The 16,918-nt window shown below is 60.8% G+C and carries 14 protein-coding genes and 3 pseudogenes; 6 read left to right on the top strand and 11 right to left on the bottom strand.

All coding sequences use genetic code 11. The annotated features are described in order from the left end of the window. Positions 1-3 precede the first annotated feature (3 nt). The 3 genes from AC3ZU9_RS24900 to AC3ZU9_RS24890 are packed head-to-tail and all read right to left on the bottom strand — an operon-like array spanning position 4 to position 1,758. Positions 4-273 carry a phosphopantetheine-binding protein gene (locus AC3ZU9_RS24900; RefSeq protein ID WP_012721837.1) on the bottom strand — a complete coding sequence of 90 codons (270 nt, stop codon included), beginning with the start codon at positions 271-273 and terminating at the stop codon, positions 4-6. Further along, complete coding sequence (locus AC3ZU9_RS24895; RefSeq protein WP_012721838.1) at positions 251-1,063, bottom strand: lysophospholipid acyltransferase family protein; 813 nt, start codon at positions 1,061-1,063, stop codon at positions 251-253. Before AC3ZU9_RS24895 ends, AC3ZU9_RS24900 begins: the two co-directional genes overlap by 23 nt. After that, positions 1,039-1,758 carry a beta-ketoacyl synthase chain length factor gene (locus tag AC3ZU9_RS24890; protein ID WP_490091481.1) on the bottom strand — a complete coding sequence of 240 codons (720 nt, stop codon included), beginning with the start codon at positions 1,756-1,758 and terminating at the stop codon, positions 1,039-1,041. Before AC3ZU9_RS24890 ends, AC3ZU9_RS24895 begins: the two co-directional genes overlap by 25 nt. Positions 1,759-2,106: 348 nt before the next feature. Here AC3ZU9_RS24890 and AC3ZU9_RS24885 point away from each other — a divergent pair, with 348 nt between their 5' ends. Beyond that, complete coding sequence (locus AC3ZU9_RS24885) at positions 2,107-2,877, top strand: ParA family protein (protein ID WP_012721840.1); 771 nt, start codon at positions 2,107-2,109, stop codon at positions 2,875-2,877. A gap of 470 nt (positions 2,878-3,347) precedes the next feature. Next, positions 3,348-3,569, top strand: coding sequence for a DUF6124 family protein (locus tag AC3ZU9_RS24880; protein WP_012721841.1), 222 nt, complete (start codon positions 3,348-3,350; stop codon positions 3,567-3,569). Between the two features lie 47 nt (positions 3,570-3,616). Here AC3ZU9_RS24880 and trxC read toward each other — a convergent pair whose 3' ends face one another. After that, on the bottom strand, positions 3,617-4,051 hold the full coding sequence (gene trxC / locus AC3ZU9_RS24875; protein WP_490091480.1) for a thioredoxin TrxC: 435 nt from the start codon (positions 4,049-4,051) through the stop codon (positions 3,617-3,619). 236 nt (positions 4,052-4,287) lie between these two features. On the opposite strand from trxC, the gene AC3ZU9_RS24870 reads away from it, so the two are divergent. Then, entirely contained in the window at positions 4,288-4,584 is a 297-nt protein-coding gene (locus tag AC3ZU9_RS24870) for a type II toxin-antitoxin system HigB family toxin (RefSeq protein ID WP_046033881.1), read from the top strand. Further along, the gene (locus AC3ZU9_RS24865; protein ID WP_012721844.1) at positions 4,581-4,982 is read left to right on the top strand and encodes a helix-turn-helix domain-containing protein; all 402 of its coding nucleotides are present in this window, start codon (positions 4,581-4,583) and stop codon (positions 4,980-4,982) included. Before AC3ZU9_RS24870 ends, AC3ZU9_RS24865 begins: the two co-directional genes overlap by 4 nt. Positions 4,983-4,986: 4 nt before the next feature. Here AC3ZU9_RS24865 and selO read toward each other — a convergent pair whose 3' ends face one another. The 5 genes and pseudogenes from selO to AC3ZU9_RS24840 all read right to left on the bottom strand — a co-directional run. Then, complete coding sequence (gene selO / locus AC3ZU9_RS24860) at positions 4,987-6,450, bottom strand: protein adenylyltransferase SelO (protein WP_490091479.1); 1,464 nt, start codon at positions 6,448-6,450, stop codon at positions 4,987-4,989. A gap of 48 nt (positions 6,451-6,498) precedes the next feature. Then, positions 6,499-9,882, bottom strand: coding sequence for a mechanosensitive channel MscK (gene mscK, locus AC3ZU9_RS24855; protein WP_046033884.1), 3,384 nt, complete (start codon positions 9,880-9,882; stop codon positions 6,499-6,501). A gap of 50 nt (positions 9,883-9,932) precedes the next feature. Further along, the gene (locus tag AC3ZU9_RS24850) at positions 9,933-11,675 is read right to left on the bottom strand and encodes a potassium/proton antiporter (protein ID WP_012721847.1); all 1,743 of its coding nucleotides are present in this window, start codon (positions 11,673-11,675) and stop codon (positions 9,933-9,935) included. A gap of 315 nt (positions 11,676-11,990) precedes the next feature. Further along, a pseudogene (locus AC3ZU9_RS24845) lies at positions 11,991-12,590 on the bottom strand (methyl-accepting chemotaxis protein); the annotation flags it as partial. Between the two features lie 303 nt (positions 12,591-12,893). Then, positions 12,894-13,550, bottom strand: a pseudogene (locus AC3ZU9_RS24840) (MCP four helix bundle domain-containing protein); the annotation flags it as partial. A 343-nt stretch (positions 13,551-13,893) separates the two neighbouring features. Between AC3ZU9_RS24840 and AC3ZU9_RS24835 the strand changes: the two are divergent. After that, on the top strand, positions 13,894-14,124 hold the full coding sequence (locus tag AC3ZU9_RS24835) for a hypothetical protein (protein ID WP_012721849.1): 231 nt from the start codon (positions 13,894-13,896) through the stop codon (positions 14,122-14,124). Further along, positions 14,121-14,414 (top strand): cell division protein ZapA, encoded by a 294-nt coding sequence (locus tag AC3ZU9_RS24830; protein WP_012721850.1) that lies wholly within the window; start codon positions 14,121-14,123, stop codon positions 14,412-14,414. Before AC3ZU9_RS24835 ends, AC3ZU9_RS24830 begins: the two co-directional genes overlap by 4 nt. Here the strand turns inward: AC3ZU9_RS24830 and AC3ZU9_RS24825 are convergent. Together AC3ZU9_RS24825 and AC3ZU9_RS24820 are read right to left on the bottom strand one after the other, a co-directional pair. Next, positions 14,411-16,213, bottom strand: a complete 1,803-nt coding sequence (locus AC3ZU9_RS24825; RefSeq protein WP_093542868.1) for an acyl-CoA dehydrogenase — start codon at positions 16,211-16,213, stop codon at positions 14,411-14,413. The genes AC3ZU9_RS24830 and AC3ZU9_RS24825 overlap by 4 nt on opposite strands. A gap of 204 nt (positions 16,214-16,417) precedes the next feature. After that, a pseudogene (locus AC3ZU9_RS24820) lies at positions 16,418-16,918 on the bottom strand (trifunctional transcriptional regulator/proline dehydrogenase/L-glutamate gamma-semialdehyde dehydrogenase); the annotation flags it as partial.

Here is a 16,918-nt window from a genome sequence, read left to right as displayed (position 1 = left end):
GTCTCAAGCTGCCTGTCTGGCCGTGACGAACGCCGCAAGGCTGGCCACGTTGGTGAAGTGATTGCGCGTGTCCTTGGCGTCGGCATCGATTTTGATGCCGTACTTTTTCTGGATCGCCAGGCCCAATTCCAGGGCGTCTACCGAATCCAGGCCGAGGCCTTCGCCGAACAGGGTTTGCTCGCTGCCGATGTCGTCGACGCCGATGTCCTCCAGGCCCAGGGCCTCGATGATCAGCATCTTTATGTCGTGCTCAAGGCGGTGTTGGTCGCTCATCTTCGGCGAGCTCCTTAATAAAATAGTGATGCAGGTAATCGTTGAGCTTGCGTGAGGCCTGAGGCGCGGGGCCCAGTGTTGCGAACGCCTGTGGTTCTATATCGGCACCCACGCGCAAACTGAAGTGAAAGCGGCATTTTGGGATGCGATACCAGGGTTCGGCCTTGGTCAGCGTGGTGGGGCTCACCTTGATCACCACCGGGGTGATGATTGTCGCACCCCGCAGTGCAATGGCGGCGCCACCGCGATGAAAGGCAGGCGCCGCGCCGGGTGTGGTGCGGGTGCCTTCAGGGAAAATGATCAGCGTCTGGCCTGCGCGCAGGGCGTCGGCGGCCGCATCGAGCATGTCCGAACTGCCGTCATTGCTGATGTAGCCTGCGTCGCGCACCGGGCCACGCATGAACGGGTTTTCGAACAGGCTCTGCTTGACCACGCAGTTGGTCTGGCGCATCAGGCCGATCAGGAACACCACGTCGATCAGCGACGGGTGGTTGGCGATGATCATCTGGCCCGGGCGGCCGAGTTTTTCCGCGCCTTCGACGCTGTAGGTCAGCACGCCGGCGCGCTGCATCAGGCGGATAAAGAACCAGAACAGTTTGCTGATGGTGTGACGGGCGCGGCGCTGGTGTTTTTCGGCGCTGCCTGGCAGGCAGCCGAGCAGCGGAAATACCAGCAAACGCAGGCACAGCCCACCGATGCCGAACACAAAGAAACTGGCGGCGGTGGCGAACAGGCGCCAGTAGTAAGCGTCCCGTGGCTTGTCGTTCACGGCTTGCGTTGCCAGTTCCATACTCGGTTCTTCCAGGCATGTTGGCAGGCACCCTGATCAGTGAGCAGGGTGCGCAGCAGGTTCAGGGCGTGGGGCCACTGGGCTTGAGTGAGTTGGACAGCGCCGCTGTTTAGTTCCAGTTGCCACTCGTCGCCCGGTGTCAGCAGCAGGCCGACGGCGTAGGGGAAGGGCACGTCAACGATCCAGCTGGCGTAGGCGGCTGGCGGCTGCTCTTCGGTAATCACCAGCAAAACGGCCGGCGCGCCTTCGTTGAGCAGTGCGGCGGCTTCGAGCATGCCGTGTTCCAGGCCGTCGCCTGCGGCGGCGAGGGCGGTCATTTCGCTGGTTTCATTGCGCAGGATCGACCACAGGCCAATTACCGCGTTGTGCACCGACAGGCTGAACTGGGTCGGCGACAGTGGCTGGTCGTTGGCCAGGTCGCTGAGGATATCGAGGGTGCGTGGGGTTTCGCCATGCCGGGAGATAAACACCAGCGGCAAGTCTTCCAAGCCCTCAGCCAGCGGCCAGCCCACACAGAATGCCATGCGCGCCAGGCGGCTGAGGCGGCGACGTTGCATGGCGGGTAGGAACGAGACGTCGGGGGAGGCTTCGCTTGCAGGCAGCAACACCGGGGCCTGGCACCAGGCGTGCCAGTCGTCCGCACTCTCCAGGCCAGGGGCCCAGGCGCGCCATTGGGCGATGTTGAAAGTGATCACTGAGACGTTATCCCGCCCCTGCGGGCTTCCATGTGCGGCAGTTGGCCCCGAATACCGGGACAGGGAGCAATAGCCGAATGGCGCGCATTATCCCGGTGCCGTGGGGTTCTAGCAAACTTTGGTAAAGAATTGTGCATAGGGAATTACAAATCGGTGAAAAAGATTTACAGATTTTCCTTCACCTGGGGCTGGGATGGTGTGTGGGACGGTTCTTTTTAACCGGTGAGCTGTGTATGACAGTCAGATCGCCAATGGTTCGTGATGCAGCAGTGCATGGATGAACGAGGTAGCTAACAGGCGCTTTTGCCCTCTACACTCGGACATTCATTGATACACGGAGGTTTTTCCATGCGGCGTGTGGTGTTCAATCAGAAAGGCGGCGTGGGCAAGTCCAGCATCGCCTGCAACCTGGCGGCGGTGAGCGCCAGCGAAGGCTATCGAACCCTGTTGGTGGACCTCGATGCACAAGCCAATTCAACCCAGTACCTCACCGGGCTGACCGGCGACGATATACCGATGGGCATTGCCGAATTCTTCAAGCAGACCCTGTCTTCCGGGCCGTTTTCGAAGAAAAACCGGGTGGATATCTACGAAACCCCCTTCGACAACTTGCACGTCATCACCGCGACCGCCGAATTGGCGGACCTGCAGCCCAAGCTTGAGGCCAAGCATAAGATCAACAAGCTGCGAAAGCTGCTGGATGAGCTGAGCGAGGATTACGACCGGATTTACCTGGATACGCCACCGGCGCTGAATTTCTATGCGGTTTCGGCGTTGATCGCCGCTGATCGTGTACTGATTCCCTTCGATTGCGACAGCTTCTCGCGTCAGGCGTTGTATGGCCTGCTGGCTGAAATCGAAGAGCTGAAGGAAGACCACAACGAAGGCCTGGAAGTGGAAGGCATCGTGGTCAACCAGTTCCAGGCACGTGCGAGCCTGCCCCAGCAGATGCTGGATGAATTGATTGCCGAAGGCTTGCCGGTGCTGCCGGTGTACCTGGCCAGTTCCGTGCGCATGCGTGAGTCACACCAGGAGAACAAACCCCTGATCCACCTGGACCCACGGCATAAGCTGACGCAGCAGTTTGTGGAGCTGCATAACCTGCTGGAAAACGCGTGATCTAAACGACAACACAAAACCCCTGTGGGAGGGGGCTTGCTGCCGATTGCGGTGCTTCAGTAACAGATGTACTGACTGACACACTGCTATCGGGAGCAAGCCCCCTCCCACATTTTTATCGCGTTTCGGCAGATGGAAATGGATGTGTCCCACACAGTCTGTAGGACGGGTCTGGCAATAGGGGGTGTGTCTTGTAACGTTGCCTACAGGTAAGCCAGAATCCGCTGGCTTGTGCGTCTGGATGGGCGTCTCTAAGGTTCCTGGGTCGCTGAATGTTCAGTGATCGGGTTTAGTAGCCCGTGGTGAGACGTGCAGTAATTCGTCAATCAGGACCTTCCTGAACTTGACGGTGGCTGTACGGAGGGCGCTTTCGGGCGCGCCGGTTGCGTCTCCCCGGTCTACTAACCTGCGTACAGCTGCCACCCTCCGTTTAGTAGCGGTTGGCTGCGGCTCCTGCTCGGAGACGATCCATGGTTAACCTTTATACCGTTGCACCCAACCTCCCCACCGAAACCCTCATCCTCAACAGCTACGAAACCTTCTCCTCCGTCCGAACCCTGTTGCTCAACCTGTCCAACGACCTCAGCGGCGAACACCGCGACGTTGCCTTGGCCATCCACCAATTGAGCGAACTGGGCGTACTGCTGGTCAGCCAGATGATGGACCGTGAAGCCCCGCTGGCCTCAAGGTAAAGCGCGGTCAAAATGTGGGAGGGGGCTGGGTGGTTTTCAAGGTCGAGTTACACGCCCTGGCTACGCAACCAGCTCATCAACTGCGGCAATGGGAACGCTCCGCTCTGGCGGGCCACTTCGCGGCCGTTCTTGAACAGAATCAAACTGGGGATCGAGCGAATCCCCAACTGCGCCGACAGCTGTTGATTGGCCTCGCTGTCCAGCTTGGCCAAGCGGCACTTGCCCGCCAACTGCCCGGCCGCCTGCTCGAACACCGGCGCAAACGATTTACACGGCCCACACCAGTCGGCCCACACATCCACCAGCAACGGCAAATCGCCTTTGATCTGGCTGGCGTAATCGCCTTGCTTCAGCTCAAAAGGCTTGTTCAGTAAAACCGGCTGCTTGCAGCGCCCGCATTTGGGCGCATCGCCCAGGCGTTCACCGAGTATGCGGTTGAGGCCGTTGCAATGAGGGCAGGGGATTACAAGCGGTTCGGACATGATGGGCTCCTTGGGTGTTGCCAATGGACTGTATCTGGAGTCGGGCGAGGTGTTTATCAAGGCGGGGAGAGGGTGACTTATCCACTGACAGTTTTGCCCGTGCTGATGTGGGGTCGCCTATCTAGGCTGTCGGAGCCTGTTCTGTTTTGAACCATTGGTCTGTTTGCGATTATCGCAAATTGCGATATTCGAAATTCGAGTTTAACCTTCATAGCAAGATGCGATAAGGATGTTGCATGCGAGTGATCAGCGAGAAAAGGATCTGGGAAGCAAAGGAAAAGTGGCCACGGTCAGCAACCGCGTTGGATCAGTGGTATCGAGTAATGAAGCGAAATGCCCCCAAAGATTTCGCGGCGATGAAAGCCATGTTCCCCGCCACGGATAAGGTCGGGGAGTTTCACGTTTTCGATATTGGAGGCAATAAGCTGAGGTTGATTGCTGGCGTGGAGTATCAGGCGCAGCGCGTCTACATCAAGCATCTGATTGATCACCGCGATTATGAGAAAGATAAATGGAAGGAAAACATCAGATGAGCGCGCTTATGCGAGTAGCCGCCGAACACTGGCAATTTGTTTCACCCGTGATGCGCAAACCAGAAAACGAGGCAGACTACGACGCGCTGGTATGTGGTTTGGACGAGTTGCTGAGCCTGATCGGTGAAAATGAAGACAGTCCGCTGATGAGCCTGGTGGATATCCTCAGTGACTGGATCGAAGCCTACGATCATAAGCACCGCCCAATGCCCGTCGCCAGTGGTGCTGATGTATTGCGCTACATGATGCGCGAACACAACCTCACTCAGAGCGACCTGCCGGGGGTTGGTGCCCAGTCGGTGGTCTCTGAGGTATTGAGTGGAAAACGCCAACTCAACATACGGCAAATTCGTTGGCTGGCTGAGCGCTTCGGCGTATCAGTAGAAACCTTCATTTAAAGGTTTACGACGAACAACTAATCTCCAAATGCTTGCCCCAATCCGGTGGCCGCTGCGCGTATTGCTCCATCCCCGCTTGTTCCTCGAACGGCTTGGACAGCACCTCATGCAACCGCCGCACCTCGCTGTAATCCCCTGACTCGGCGGCCGCGATAGCGTTCTGCGCCAGGTAGTTGCGCAGGATGTAAAGCGGGTTCACCGCATGCATCCGCGCACGGCGTTGTTCTTCGCTGTTGTCGCCATCCCGTTCAACGCGGGCCTTGTACTGCTCGGCCCAGGCATCAAACCCGGCCAGGTCGACAAAGTCATCGCGCAGCCGCGTCACCGCCAGCGCCGCGGGCTCATCCCCCAGGAGCCGGAAGAACAGCGTGTAATCCACGCCGCTGTTCTGCATCAGCTTCAATAACCGCTCGACCAGCTTCTGGTCATCGTCTTCGGCGGTGGTCAGTCCCAGGCGGCGGCGCATCAGGTCCAGGTAATTGGCCTGGTACAGCGGCAGGTACAGGCCGAGCGCTTCCTTCAAGGCATCAACGCTGATGAACGGCGTCAGCGCCTGCGCCAGGGCGCTGAGGTTCCACTGGCCGATCGGCACCTGGTTGCTGAAGGAGTAACGCCCCTCGTGGTCGGAGTGGTTGCAGATGAAGTGCGCGTCGAAGTCGTCCAGGAACGCAAACGGCCCGAAGTCGAAGGTGATACCGAGGATCGACATGTTGTCGGTGTTCATCACCCCGTGGCAAAAGCCATAGGCCTGCCATTTGGCGATCAGTTCGGCATTGCGCTCGACGATTTCGCGGAACATGGCCAGGTAGGGTTCAGGCTGTTCGCGGCATTCGGGGTAGTGCAGGTTCAGCACGTGTTCGGCCAACTCGGCCTGCTGCTCGGGTTTCTTGGTGTAGTAGAAGTATTCGAAATGGCCGAAGCGGATATGGCTGTGAGCCATGCGCAACACCATGGCGCCGCGTTCCTGCTTCTCGCGCCATACGGGTGTGTCGGAACCGATCACGCACAATGCGCGGCTGCTGGGGATGCCCAGCGCGTGCAGCGCTTCGGACGCCAGGAACTCGCGGATCGACGAGCGCAATACGGCGCGTCCATCGCCCATGCGCGAGTAAGGCGTCATCCCGGCGCCCTTGAGGTGCAGGTCCCAGTGTTCGCCGGCCTCGTTGTACACTTCGCCCAGCAACAACCCACGGCCATCGCCCAGTTGTGGGGTGTAGCCACCGAACTGATGCCCGGAATAGACCATCGCCCGCGGCTCGGCTTCGGCCCACAGCTTGTGCCCACCAAACAGCTCGGCGAATACCGGCGTTTCAGCCACCGCCGGGTCGAGGTCGAGCAACGCCATGGCAGCGTTACTCGCCACGACCAGGCGCGGCGCGTCGAGGGGCTCGGGCAATACGTGGGTTGAAAACGCGTCGCCCAGGCGTGCGAAGCGGTTGTCGAAGGTCAGTTCGTCGAGGGCTTTCACCGGCCATCTCCAGCAGAATGTCCGAGCATTCTGCTGGGGATAGCGCGGTTAGTCGAGTTTGCTCGGCGGCGGTTCCGGCGCGTCATCAACTTTGCTGGCTGGCGGCTCGGGGGCGTCCTGCTCCGGGGCCGGCCCAGCGATGGTCTTGCGATCATCCTCGACCGGCACCAGCTTGTACTCCTGACCGTGCATGTTCTTGAGGTACACCTCCATCTGCCGGAACGAGATGTTGATGTGCTGTTTCTTGAATTCACGGTTGATGTAGCGGTTGACCTCGTCCAGCACCGGGTTGCGGTCACCCAGGTCACGCACGTGCATGCGCAGTTCGTGGTCGAGGGTACTTTCGCCGAAGTTGAGGAAGTACACGTGCGGTTCGGGTTCTTTCAGTACCCGTGGGTTTTCCCTGGCGGCCTTGAGCAGCAGCTCCTTCACTAGGTCCAGGTCGGAGCCGTAGTCCACGCCGAGTTTCAGGGTGACCCGCGTGATGGTGTCGGTCAGCGACCAGTTGATCAGTTGCCCGGTGATGAAGGTCTTGTTCGGGACAATGATGTCCTTGCGATCAAAGTCGGTGATCGTGGTGGCGCGGATGCGGATCTTGCTCACCGTGCCCGACAGGTTGCCGATGGTGATGGTGTCGCCGATGCGTACCGGGCGTTCGAACAGGATCATGATGCCGGAGATAAAGTTGGCGAAGATCTCCTGCATGCCGAAGCCCAAGCCCACCGACAGTGCCGCCACCAGCCATTGCAACTTGTCCCAGCTCACGCCGAGGGTCGACAAGGTGGAGACAAAACCGACGCCGGCAATCACGTACGACAGCAAGGTGGTGGTCGCGTAGGCGCTGCCCTGGGCCAGTTCCAGCTTGGACAGCACCAGCACCTCCAGCAGGCCGGGCAGGTTGCGCGCCAGCGCGAAGGTAATACCGATGATGATCAGCGCGCCGAGCAAGTCGCCGATGCTGATGGGCACCATGCTGATATTCGCGCCGGTGCCGCTGGTGTATTCGTAGAGGGTGACGTTGTCGAGGTAGGAAAACACCGAGATCAAGTCCGACCACACCCAGTACAGCGCTGCGATAAAGCCGCCGAGCAGGGCCAGGCGGATCAGGCGCATGGACTGTTCGTTGACCTGCTCGATGTCCAGGGTCGGCTCTTCGATCACCGCTTCACCGTCGCCGGCTTCCTTGGCGGCCTGGCGTTTGGCCAGGGCGCGCGCATAAGCCAGGCGCCGGGCGGCAACGCCCAGGCCGCGCACGAAGGTGGCTTCGATCACCAGCCAGAACATCAGCAGGTACAGGGTGTTGATCAGCCGGTCGCTGAGCTTGAGCGCGGTGTAGTAATAGCCGAAGCACACGGCGATAAACAACGCGACGGGCAGTGCGGTGAATAACAGGCCCACGGCCTTGCGAAACAGCGAGGCTTTTTCATGGGTCGGGCTATGCAGCAGCAGGCGACCCAGCAGCCAGGCCATCAGCGCATAACAGGTCAGTACCACGCCGATGCCCAGCACGTCGTCGGCGAGCGCCGCCGGTTGGTGCTCGGCAATCGCCACCACGGCCACCAGCGCGAGCACCACCAGCCCGAGCTTGCGCACCCAACCTTGCAGGAATTCGACCTGGGGTTTTTCCCAGCGGAAGTGCAGTTCGGCCACGCCGCCTGGCGCCAGGATGCGGTAGGCGGTGTAGAACACCAGCCACGCTTGGGCGATCTGCAGCAAGGCCGCGCCCAAGTTGGCGTTTTGCCCCCGGGCGTCGATCTGCAGCGCGTAACCGCACAGCGCCAAGCCCAGGGACACCGGCATCGCCAGCAGGATATTGATCAGGATGGCCTGCGGCGTGTGCCATTGGCTGTCGCGCTTGAAGTGACCGATGTCCAGGTGGACCTTGTTCAGGCGCTGGTACAGGGCTTTGCGTCGCCACAGCAGCGCGCCGATCAACAGCAGCAGCGGCAGGAACAGCAGCGGGCGTTGGGTCAGGCCGTCGTACAGTTCGCTGACGCTGGATGCCCAGGGCAGGGTGGTGACTTGCTTGCTCAGGTGCGCCGGGACGGTTTCCAGCCACTCGGTATCCAACGGCTTGTTGCTGGGAATCCAGAACATCTGCTCATCCAGCGTCGCCCGCAATGTCGTGGCGGTGCTGAGCAGTTGTTTCTGGTTCAGTTGCAGGGTGATGGACTCGTTGAGCAGCGCGCTCAGCTCGCGGCTCAGGCGCTCCAGCAGGTCGCTGCGGGTGATCGCCAGTTCCAGCAAAGTACGGCGTAGTTGCGGGGTGACGTCTTCCGGCGATTGGTTCGCCAGCAAGTTATCCACATAGGCACTGGGCGAGCTGATCAGCTCGCGCTGCTGGTTGACCTCGAACTGGTACAGGCGAATGTTGGCGATATCGTCCGCCAGGTCGCGGTCGACCGTCAGGCGCGGCAAGGCCTGCTTTTGTTTGTAGAGGATCTTCGACAGCAGCAGGCTGCCTTTGAGCACGTTGATCTGCTCGTCGAGGGCCGAATCGCTCTGGGTTACGGTGTCGAGTTGCTGTTTGGTCTGCAGGTTTTTCTGGGTAAGGTCGTTGAGGCGGTCGGTGCTTTTGAGCAGGTAGTCGGACAGCTTCAGGTTGGCCGCGCTTTCCGTGGCCAGCAGGCTGCTGCCGCCGGCCTTTTGCGCTTCGATGGACTGTTGGGTCACGGTCTGCTGGGACTGGGCCAGGCGCTTCTGGTTGATCAAGGTCTGCAGGTCCTGGATCTCTTGTTCCAGGCGCGCGGTCTTTTCCATCACCAGGTCGTGCTGGCTGTTGCCCAGGTCTTGCAGTTGGCTGTTGCCGGCCAGTTCCTGGCGGCGCAGCGGGATCAGCGCGTTGAGGGCCGCGAGTTCGGCGTTGAGCTGGTTGCGCTGGTCGCCGCTGAGGGATTTACCGTTGTCTTTGCCGGCCTTGAGGATCGAATTGATCTGCTGGATACGCGTCTGGCTGCTGCTGATCTCGGTCTGGGCTCGCTCCGGGCGAGTCTGGGCAGCGATGGACAGGCTGTTGGCGTCGGCCAGTTCTTTCTGCAGGTCGCCTTGCTGGGTGCTGCGCTGCACCAGTAATTGCTCAAGCTGGGGCACCGGCAGGCTGGCGTAGCGCTGGGCGACCGGGATGATTTTGGTGGCCTTGAGCCGGGTCAGCTCGCGCTGGTTCTCGACGGTCTGGCGCGGCGCATCTTCCAATTGGCGCTTGAGATCGACCAGCCGCTGCTCGTAATCCTGCTTGTTGCCGAGGTAGGTCAGGGTCTGTTGCAGAATGGTCTGCAGCGCCTTCATGTCGGCATCGGGCAGCTTGCGGTCAGGCAGCTTGTCCAGGGTTTGCTGGATGGCGTCGGCGCTGGGCGGGTCGGCCGCGTGAACGGTGCCGATACAAAGAGTCAAGCCCAGCAGGGCAGTGGCGAGAAAAGTGCGCAGGGTTGGCATAGAGACCGGTCGAGCAAGGTGAAGAATCGGGGGCGTCGTCGCCCCGCAGTTTAGAGGAAGAGTCCGGGGCCCGGGCGACTTCCTTCGGGGAATCTGACGCCGACTTTGCCAATCTTGTTCCCGTCCATGACCGCGACGGTCCAGATGGTGTTGTTCCACTCCACCTGGTCGCCGACGACTGGCGCCCCCCCAACTTTCTGGGTGATGAAGCGGCTCAGCGGCATGTCCGGGTCGATGCCTTCCAGCTTCAGGCCGTACAGGGCGGAAACCGCGCCCAGCTGGGCGTCGCCTTCGAGCACGAAGTCGCCGAAGAAGCGTAAATCCAAACCGCGTTGCGGTGCCTGGCTGAACAGTTTGCCGAGGGCCGGCAGGTTGTGTTCGTGGCCGATCACACAGAGCAAATCGCCGACTTCCAGCACGGTACTACCCGACGGATGGAGCAGTTGCTGGCCACGGAACAGCGCGGCGATCCGCGTGCCTTCAGGCATTTTCAGTTCGCGTAGGGCTGCGCCGATGCACCATTTTTCCGCACCGAGGCGGTAGACGAACAGCTCCCACTCGCTGGTGACATGCACTTCCAGGGCTGCGCGGGAAATCGGCGCCGGGTCCGGCGGTACGGTGACCTTGAGCAGCTTGGCCACCCACGGCAGGCTGGTGCCCTGCACCAGCAGCGAGACCAGCACGATAAAGAACGCCAGGTTGAAGTACAGCTGCGCATGCGGCAGCCCGGCCATCAGCGGGAACACCGCCAGAATGATCGGTACCGCGCCGCGCAGGCCGACCCAGGCGATAAAGGCTTTTTCGCGGCCGTGGAACGCCTTGAATGGCAGCAGGCCGACCATCACCGACAGCGGCCGCGCAAACAGGATCATCCACAGCGCCAGGCCCAGGGCCGGCAGCGCGATAGGCAGCAAGTCGTGGGGTGTAACCAGCAGGCCCAGCACCAGGAACATGCCGATCTGCGCCAGCCACGCCATGCCGTCGAGCATATGCAAAATGCCATGACGGCTGCGCACCGGGCGGTTGCCGATCACCAGGCCGCACAGGTACACGGCGAGGAAGCCGCTGCCGTGCAGGGCGTTGGTCACGGCAAACACGAACAGGCCACCGGCGATCACCAGGATCGGGTACAGGCCGGTGGCCAGGTTGATGCGGTTGACCATCTGCAGCATCAGCCAGCCGCCACCCAGGCCGACCACGCCGCCGATGCCGAACTCGCGCACCAGGTGCGTCAGCAGGCTCCAGTGCAGGCCGGTCTGGCCGCTGGCGAGCATGTCGATCAAGGTGACGGTGAGGAACACCGCCATCGGGTCGTTGCTGCCGGATTCGATTTCCAGGCTGGCGGTGACCCGTTCGTTCAGGCCCTTGCCGCCGAGCAACGAGAACACCGCTGCGGCGTCCGTGGAACCGACAATCGCGCCGATCAACAGGCCCTGGATGATATTGAGGTCAAACAGCCAGGCTGCCGCCATGCCGGTGAGGCCGGTGGTAATCAACACCCCCACCGTGGCCAGCGACAACGCCGGCCAAAGTGCCACGCGGAAACTCGCCACCCGCGTGCGCAGGCCGCCGTCGAGCAGGATCACTGCCAACGCGAGGTTGCCCACCAGATAGGCGGTCGGGTAGTTATCGAAGATGATGCCGCCGCCATCGACGCCGGCGACCATGCCCACGGCCAGGATGATCACCAGGATCGGGATGCCCAGGCGGGACGACAGAGAACTTACCAGAATGCTCGCACTCACCAGCAACGCGCCGATCAAGAACAGGCTGTTGATGGTCGTCGCATTCAAAGGCAGTACTCCATGAGCAAACAAGACAGGGCGCAAACTGACCATGCAGTCTGCGTGCCAGCGATTCTAACCTGTTGAATTGCTGCGCTGTCAAAAAGCTTTTTCTGATTCACAGGGATCCGAATGCGGCAGGGCGCTTGTTGTGATGAGCAAGCTTGTTGTAGTGAGCAGGCTTGCCCTGCGCTGGGCTGCGAAGCAGCCCCAACCGTCACACCTCATTTTTACAGGTAGGCCGCGGTGAATGGTTTTGGGGCTGCTTCGCAGCCCAGCGCAGGGCAAGCCTGCTTACTACAAACTTTTCTGGTGAGGTGTCAGTTAGAGCTGGAAGCGTCCTACCAGCCCGTTCAGATCCACCGCCAGGCGCGACAACTCGCTGCTCGCCGCACTGGTCTGGCTGGCGCCGGTAGCCGACTGTACCGACAAATCACGGATGTTCACCAGGTTACGGTCCACTTCCCGCGCCACCTGCGCCTGCTCTTCTGCCGCGCTGGCGATGACCAGGTTGCGTTCGTTGATCTCCACAATCGCGGTGTTGATGGTGTCCAGTGACATCCCGGCGCCTTTGGCGATGTTCAGTGTCGATTCGGCGCGTTCGGTGCTGTTGCGCATCGAGTCCACCGCGTGCTCGGTGCCGGCCTGGATGCTGCCGATCATCCGTTCGATTTCGCTGGTCGACTGCTGGGTGCGATGGGCCAGGGCCCGCACTTCATCGGCGACCACCGCAAAGCCACGGCCGGCTTCACCCGCACGGGCCGCTTCGATGGCGGCGTTCAGGGCCAGCAGGTTGGTCTGGTCAGCCAGGCCGCGAATCACGTCCAGCACCTTGCCGATATCGCGCGATTCATTGGCCAAGTCGCCAATCAGTGTTGCGGTCGCTTGTACGTCGCCGCTCATGCGTTCAATGGCGCTGACGGTTTCCTGCACCAAATCACGGCCATCCCCGGCGGAGGTGGTGGCGTTGCGCGAAGCTTCGGACGTGCTGACCGCATTGCGTGCGACTTCTTCGACGGCACTGGTCATCTCGTTCACCGCCGTGGCGGCTTGTTCGATTTCGTTGTTTTGCTGGGTCAGGCCACGGGCGCTTTCGTCGGTGACCGCGTTCAGTTCTTCGGCGGCCGACGCCAACTGGCTGGCGGAACCCGCGATGCGTTGCAGGGTGTCGCGCAGTTTGTCCTGCATCTTGGCCATGGCCGCCAGCAGGCGTCCGGCTTCGTCGTTGCCGTCGACCTTGATCGGGCGGGTCAGGTTGCCTTCGGCCACTTCTTCCGCCGCTTCCAATGCCAGGGAAATAGGCAGGGTGATGCTGCGGGTCAGCAGCCAGGCGAACAGCATCGTCAGTGCCGTGGCGATAATCAGCAGGCCAATCACCCAGTTGAAGGCCATGTTGTACTGGTCTTCAGCCTGTTGGTTGGTGGCAAGGGCGGCCTTGTTGTTGTAGTCCAGCAGGCGGTTGAGCACGGTGTTGACCTGCTCGGAGTTGCTCAACAGCTCGGTGTTGAGCAGGGTGCGCAGCTCTTCGACCTGGTTGGCGCGCGACAGGCTCTTCATGCGCGCTTCAATCTGTTGGTACTGGGCAAGCAGGCGGATGTATTCGTCGTAGATCGAGCGCTCCTCACTGCTGTCGATCAGTTTTTCGTAAGTGCCCTGAGCGGCGCGGATCTGCTGGTTGCGCAGTTCGAAGGCTTCCAGGGTCTTTTGCTGAACGTCCGGCTCGCGGTTGGTCAGCAAGCGATAGGACAACACCCGCAGGCGCAAGGTGAGTTGGGTGAAGTCATCAAGGGCGCGGATGCTCGGGACGCTGGACAGGGTGATGTCCTGGGTGGCGCCACGGATCTTGCTCATCTGATTCAGCGCGAAAATACCGAGAAGCAGCATCAATGCGCCAATAAACGCGAAGCCGAGGAAGGCCCTCGGAGCGATATTCATATTACGTAGCGACATGCGGGAATCCTGGGGGAGAGCGCGATCCGTGCGGCCATGAGACGGTCTGTGCCTCTCTATCGGTCGTACGACTAAAGTCTAAAGGGGCCTGTGCGGTTTTGTCGCATCTGACGAGGGGTTTGGCCGATTCAGGAACCAGATCGGGTAAATGCAGTCACTAAGGCTCGAAAGTGCGGCCCGGCCCTTAAAAAACGGGCTGCGCGCCGGGGATAACCCTGGCATCCGAGGTGAATTTTCTTTATCGTCACCGCCCTTTGAAAAAGCCCGAGAAATCAAAATGTTAGAAGCATCCCTCAGCCAATTGGAACAACTGGTCAGCGACCTCGTACAGCAGAATCAGGACCTGTTGGGCAGCAACGAATCCCTCAAGGCCGAACTGGCGCGTGCCAAGGATGAGAACGACAGCCTGCAACTGAACCTCATGGAGCAGGAAGAAAAACACGGCGCGACCGCCGCGCGTATCCAGGCGCTGGTTGAGCGTGTGAGCGCAGGGCCTGTCAGCGCATGAGTGAAGGGATAAAGGTCGTTTCGATTCTCGGAGAGGATTACTCGATCAAGGCACCGGCCGGCGAAGATAAAACCCTGATGCACGCCGTGACCCTGCTCAAGGCCTCCCTGGCCAACACCAAGAAAAAGTACCCGACCCTGATCGGTGACAAGTTACTGGTGCTGGCGGCGCTGAACCTGTGCGCCGAGCAGATCGAAATGCAGCAGGCGCACCAGCAGGAACTCGACCGTTACCAAGAGCAAGTCAGCGCCACGGTCGATGTGATTTCCAAGGCGATCGGAACGCCTTAGAACCACTCATCTTGCATACTGAGGCACGTATCATCGCGGGCCTCCAGAATTGCCAGCTCATGATGGCAGCTCGGTACTTCCCAGGTCAGGAAGTACCGGGCGGCCTGGAGCTTGCCTTTATAGAAGGCCACATCGGCCGCCTCGCCCTTGGCCAGTCCTTCTTCGGCGCGAATCGCCTGTTCCAGCCAGCGCCAGCCAATCACCGTATGCCCGAACACCTTCAAGTACAGCGCCGAGTTCGCCAGGCTGCTGTTGACCTTGCCGTGGGCGAGATCCGTCAGCAGGCCGATCGTCACGCTTTGCAGGCGGTTGACCAACTGTTCCAGCGGTTCCCTGAGTGGGCTGAGGCTTGGGTATTCCTGCGCGCGGGCACCGGTTTCGGCCATCAGCCTGATAAGTTGCTTCAAGCCCGCGCCACCGTTCTGCGCCAGCTTGCGCCCAAGCAAATCCAGGGACTGGATGCCATGGGTGCCTTCATGGATCGGATTCAGGCGGTTATCGCGGTAGTACTGTTCCACCGGGTATTCACGGGTGTAACCGTGGCCACCGAGGATCTGGATCGCCAGTTCGTTGGCCTTGAGGCAGAACTCCGAGGGCCAGGATTTGACGATGGGCGTCAGCAGGTCCAGCAGTTCGTGGGCGTGCTTGCGCTCGGCGTCGGTTTCCAGGGTGGTGGTGTCGTCGAACAGGCGTGCGGCGTAGAGGCCCAGGTCGAAGGCACCTTCCACGTAGGCTTTTTGCGTCAACAGCATACGTTTGATGTCGGCATGCTGGATGATCGAGACTGGCGCGGTCGTAGGGTCTTTACTGTCGGGCAGACGCCCTTGCGGGCGTTCGCGGGCGTACTCCAGGGAGTAGAGGTAGCCGGCGTAACCGAGCATCACTGCGCCCATGCCCACGCCGATGCGTGCTTCGTTCATCATTTGGAACATGCAGCTCAAACCTTGGTGCGGCTTGCCCACCAGATAGCCGACACAGTGCCCGTTATCGCCGAAATTCAGCGCCGTGGACGTGGTGCCGCGCCAGCCCATCTTGTGGAAAAGCCCGGCCAGCAGCACGTCGTTGCGCTCGCCCAGGCTACCGTCGTCGTTGACCAGGAACTTGGGCACGATAAACAGCGAAATGCCCTTCACCCCAGCCGGTGCGTCCGGCAGCTTGGCCAGCACCATGTGCACGATGTTTTCCGACAGCGGGTGATCGCCGCCGGAGATGAAGATCTTGTTGCCCTTGAGTCGATACGTGCCGTCGGCCGCAGGCTCTGCGCGGGTACGAATATCCGACAGCGATGAGCCGGCGTGGGGTTCGGTGAGGGCCATGGTGCCAAAGAAACGGCCGTCGATCATCGGTTGCAGAAAGCGCTGTTTCTGATCGTCGGTGCCGAAGCTTTCGATCAGGTTGGCGGCGCCCATGGTCAGGAACGGGTAGGACGTCGAGGCGGCGTTGGCCGACTGGAAATGCGCGAAACAGGCTTGAGACAGCAGCGTGGGCAGTTGCATGCCGCCCGCTTCGAAACTACGCGCCGCGTTGAGAAAGCCGGCTTCGAGGAACGCATCCACCGCCGGTTTCACCTCCGGAATCAGGATCGCCTGGCCGTCTTCGTAACGGGGTTCGTTTTCGTCGTTCTTGCGGTTGTGGGGGGCGAAATACTTCTCGGCGATCGTGCGGGCGGTGCTGATGGCCGCGTCGAAGGTTTCGCGAGTGTGCTCGGCAAACCGCTCGCGCTGGGTCAGGCCCTCGGCATCGAGGACTTCGTACAGCTCGAAAGCCAGATTGCGGGAACTGAGCAGCGTCTCGGACATGGCGGCTTACCTTTGGAGGAGTTGGCCTGAGTCTAAGTGTGCGAATAGAAGCTGGATAGCAAGATTGATTTGGGTGATGCACAGGCAAATGTGGGAGGGGGCTTGCCCCCGATGGCGATGTGTCAGTCACCAAGTGCATTGGCTGATCCACCGCTATCGGGGGCAAGCCCCCTCCCACATGCCTGACTGCATTCCTTCAGGCAGTTAACCGATAGTCATGAGGCTGGCGTTACCGCCAGCTGCCGCCGTGTTAACACTCAACGCCCGCTCAATCACCAGACGCTCCAGCGCAATCGCCGTCTCACCTTGCGACAAACCATGCACCCCAACAATCGCGCCACCACGCTGGGCCACTTGCTGGCACACCGCACGCAACTGGTCGGAATCGCCGTGGTGCAGAACCGCGTCGAACACCACCTCGTCCTTGGTCCAGTCGGCCACGCGCTTGATCTTCGCCTGAATCTCCTTCGGCAGGCGTGGGAACAAGGCCTTGGTCAGGTCGGTTTCCGGCCATACCGCCGAGCCGCCGACGGCCAGCACCGCCGCCAGTTGAGTCAGCAGGTCGCCTTCCACGTCCGCCAGGCACAGCACGTGCTCGCGGGGCAGGATGGCGTAGCTGTTGCGCTCGCCGGTCGGGCCGGCCAGTTGGCGGGTGATGCCGCTTTGCGATTGCGCGGCGAACTGGCTGCACAAGGCGCTCAGTTC

The organism is Pseudomonas sp. A39 (assembly GCF_058145955.1).
The sequence above is the reverse complement of the archived record's forward strand: the minus strand, read 5'-3'. Positions and strand labels throughout refer to the sequence as shown.

Coding starts and splice junctions, on each gene's coding strand:
- AC3ZU9_RS24825 (WP_093542868.1), bottom strand. CDS start 16,213: ATGTCCGAGACGCTGCTCAGTTCCCGCAATCTGGCTTTCGAGCTGTAC.
- AC3ZU9_RS24835 (WP_012721849.1), top strand. CDS start 13,894: ATGTTAGAAGCATCCCTCAGCCAATTGGAACAACTGGTCAGCGACCTC.
- AC3ZU9_RS24885 (WP_012721840.1), top strand. CDS start 2,107: ATGCGGCGTGTGGTGTTCAATCAGAAAGGCGGCGTGGGCAAGTCCAGC.
- trxC (WP_490091480.1), bottom strand. CDS start 4,051: ATGTCCGAACCGCTTGTAATCCCCTGCCCTCATTGCAACGGCCTCAAC.
- AC3ZU9_RS24880 (WP_012721841.1), top strand. CDS start 3,348: ATGGTTAACCTTTATACCGTTGCACCCAACCTCCCCACCGAAACCCTC.
- AC3ZU9_RS24895 (WP_012721838.1), bottom strand. CDS start 1,063: ATGGAACTGGCAACGCAAGCCGTGAACGACAAGCCACGGGACGCTTAC.
- AC3ZU9_RS24830 (WP_012721850.1), top strand. CDS start 14,121: ATGAGTGAAGGGATAAAGGTCGTTTCGATTCTCGGAGAGGATTACTCG.
- AC3ZU9_RS24865 (WP_012721844.1), top strand. CDS start 4,581: ATGAGCGCGCTTATGCGAGTAGCCGCCGAACACTGGCAATTTGTTTCA.
- AC3ZU9_RS24870 (WP_046033881.1), top strand. CDS start 4,288: ATGCGAGTGATCAGCGAGAAAAGGATCTGGGAAGCAAAGGAAAAGTGG.
- mscK (WP_046033884.1), bottom strand. CDS start 9,882: ATGCCAACCCTGCGCACTTTTCTCGCCACTGCCCTGCTGGGCTTGACT.
- AC3ZU9_RS24900 (WP_012721837.1), bottom strand. CDS start 273: ATGAGCGACCAACACCGCCTTGAGCACGACATAAAGATGCTGATCATC.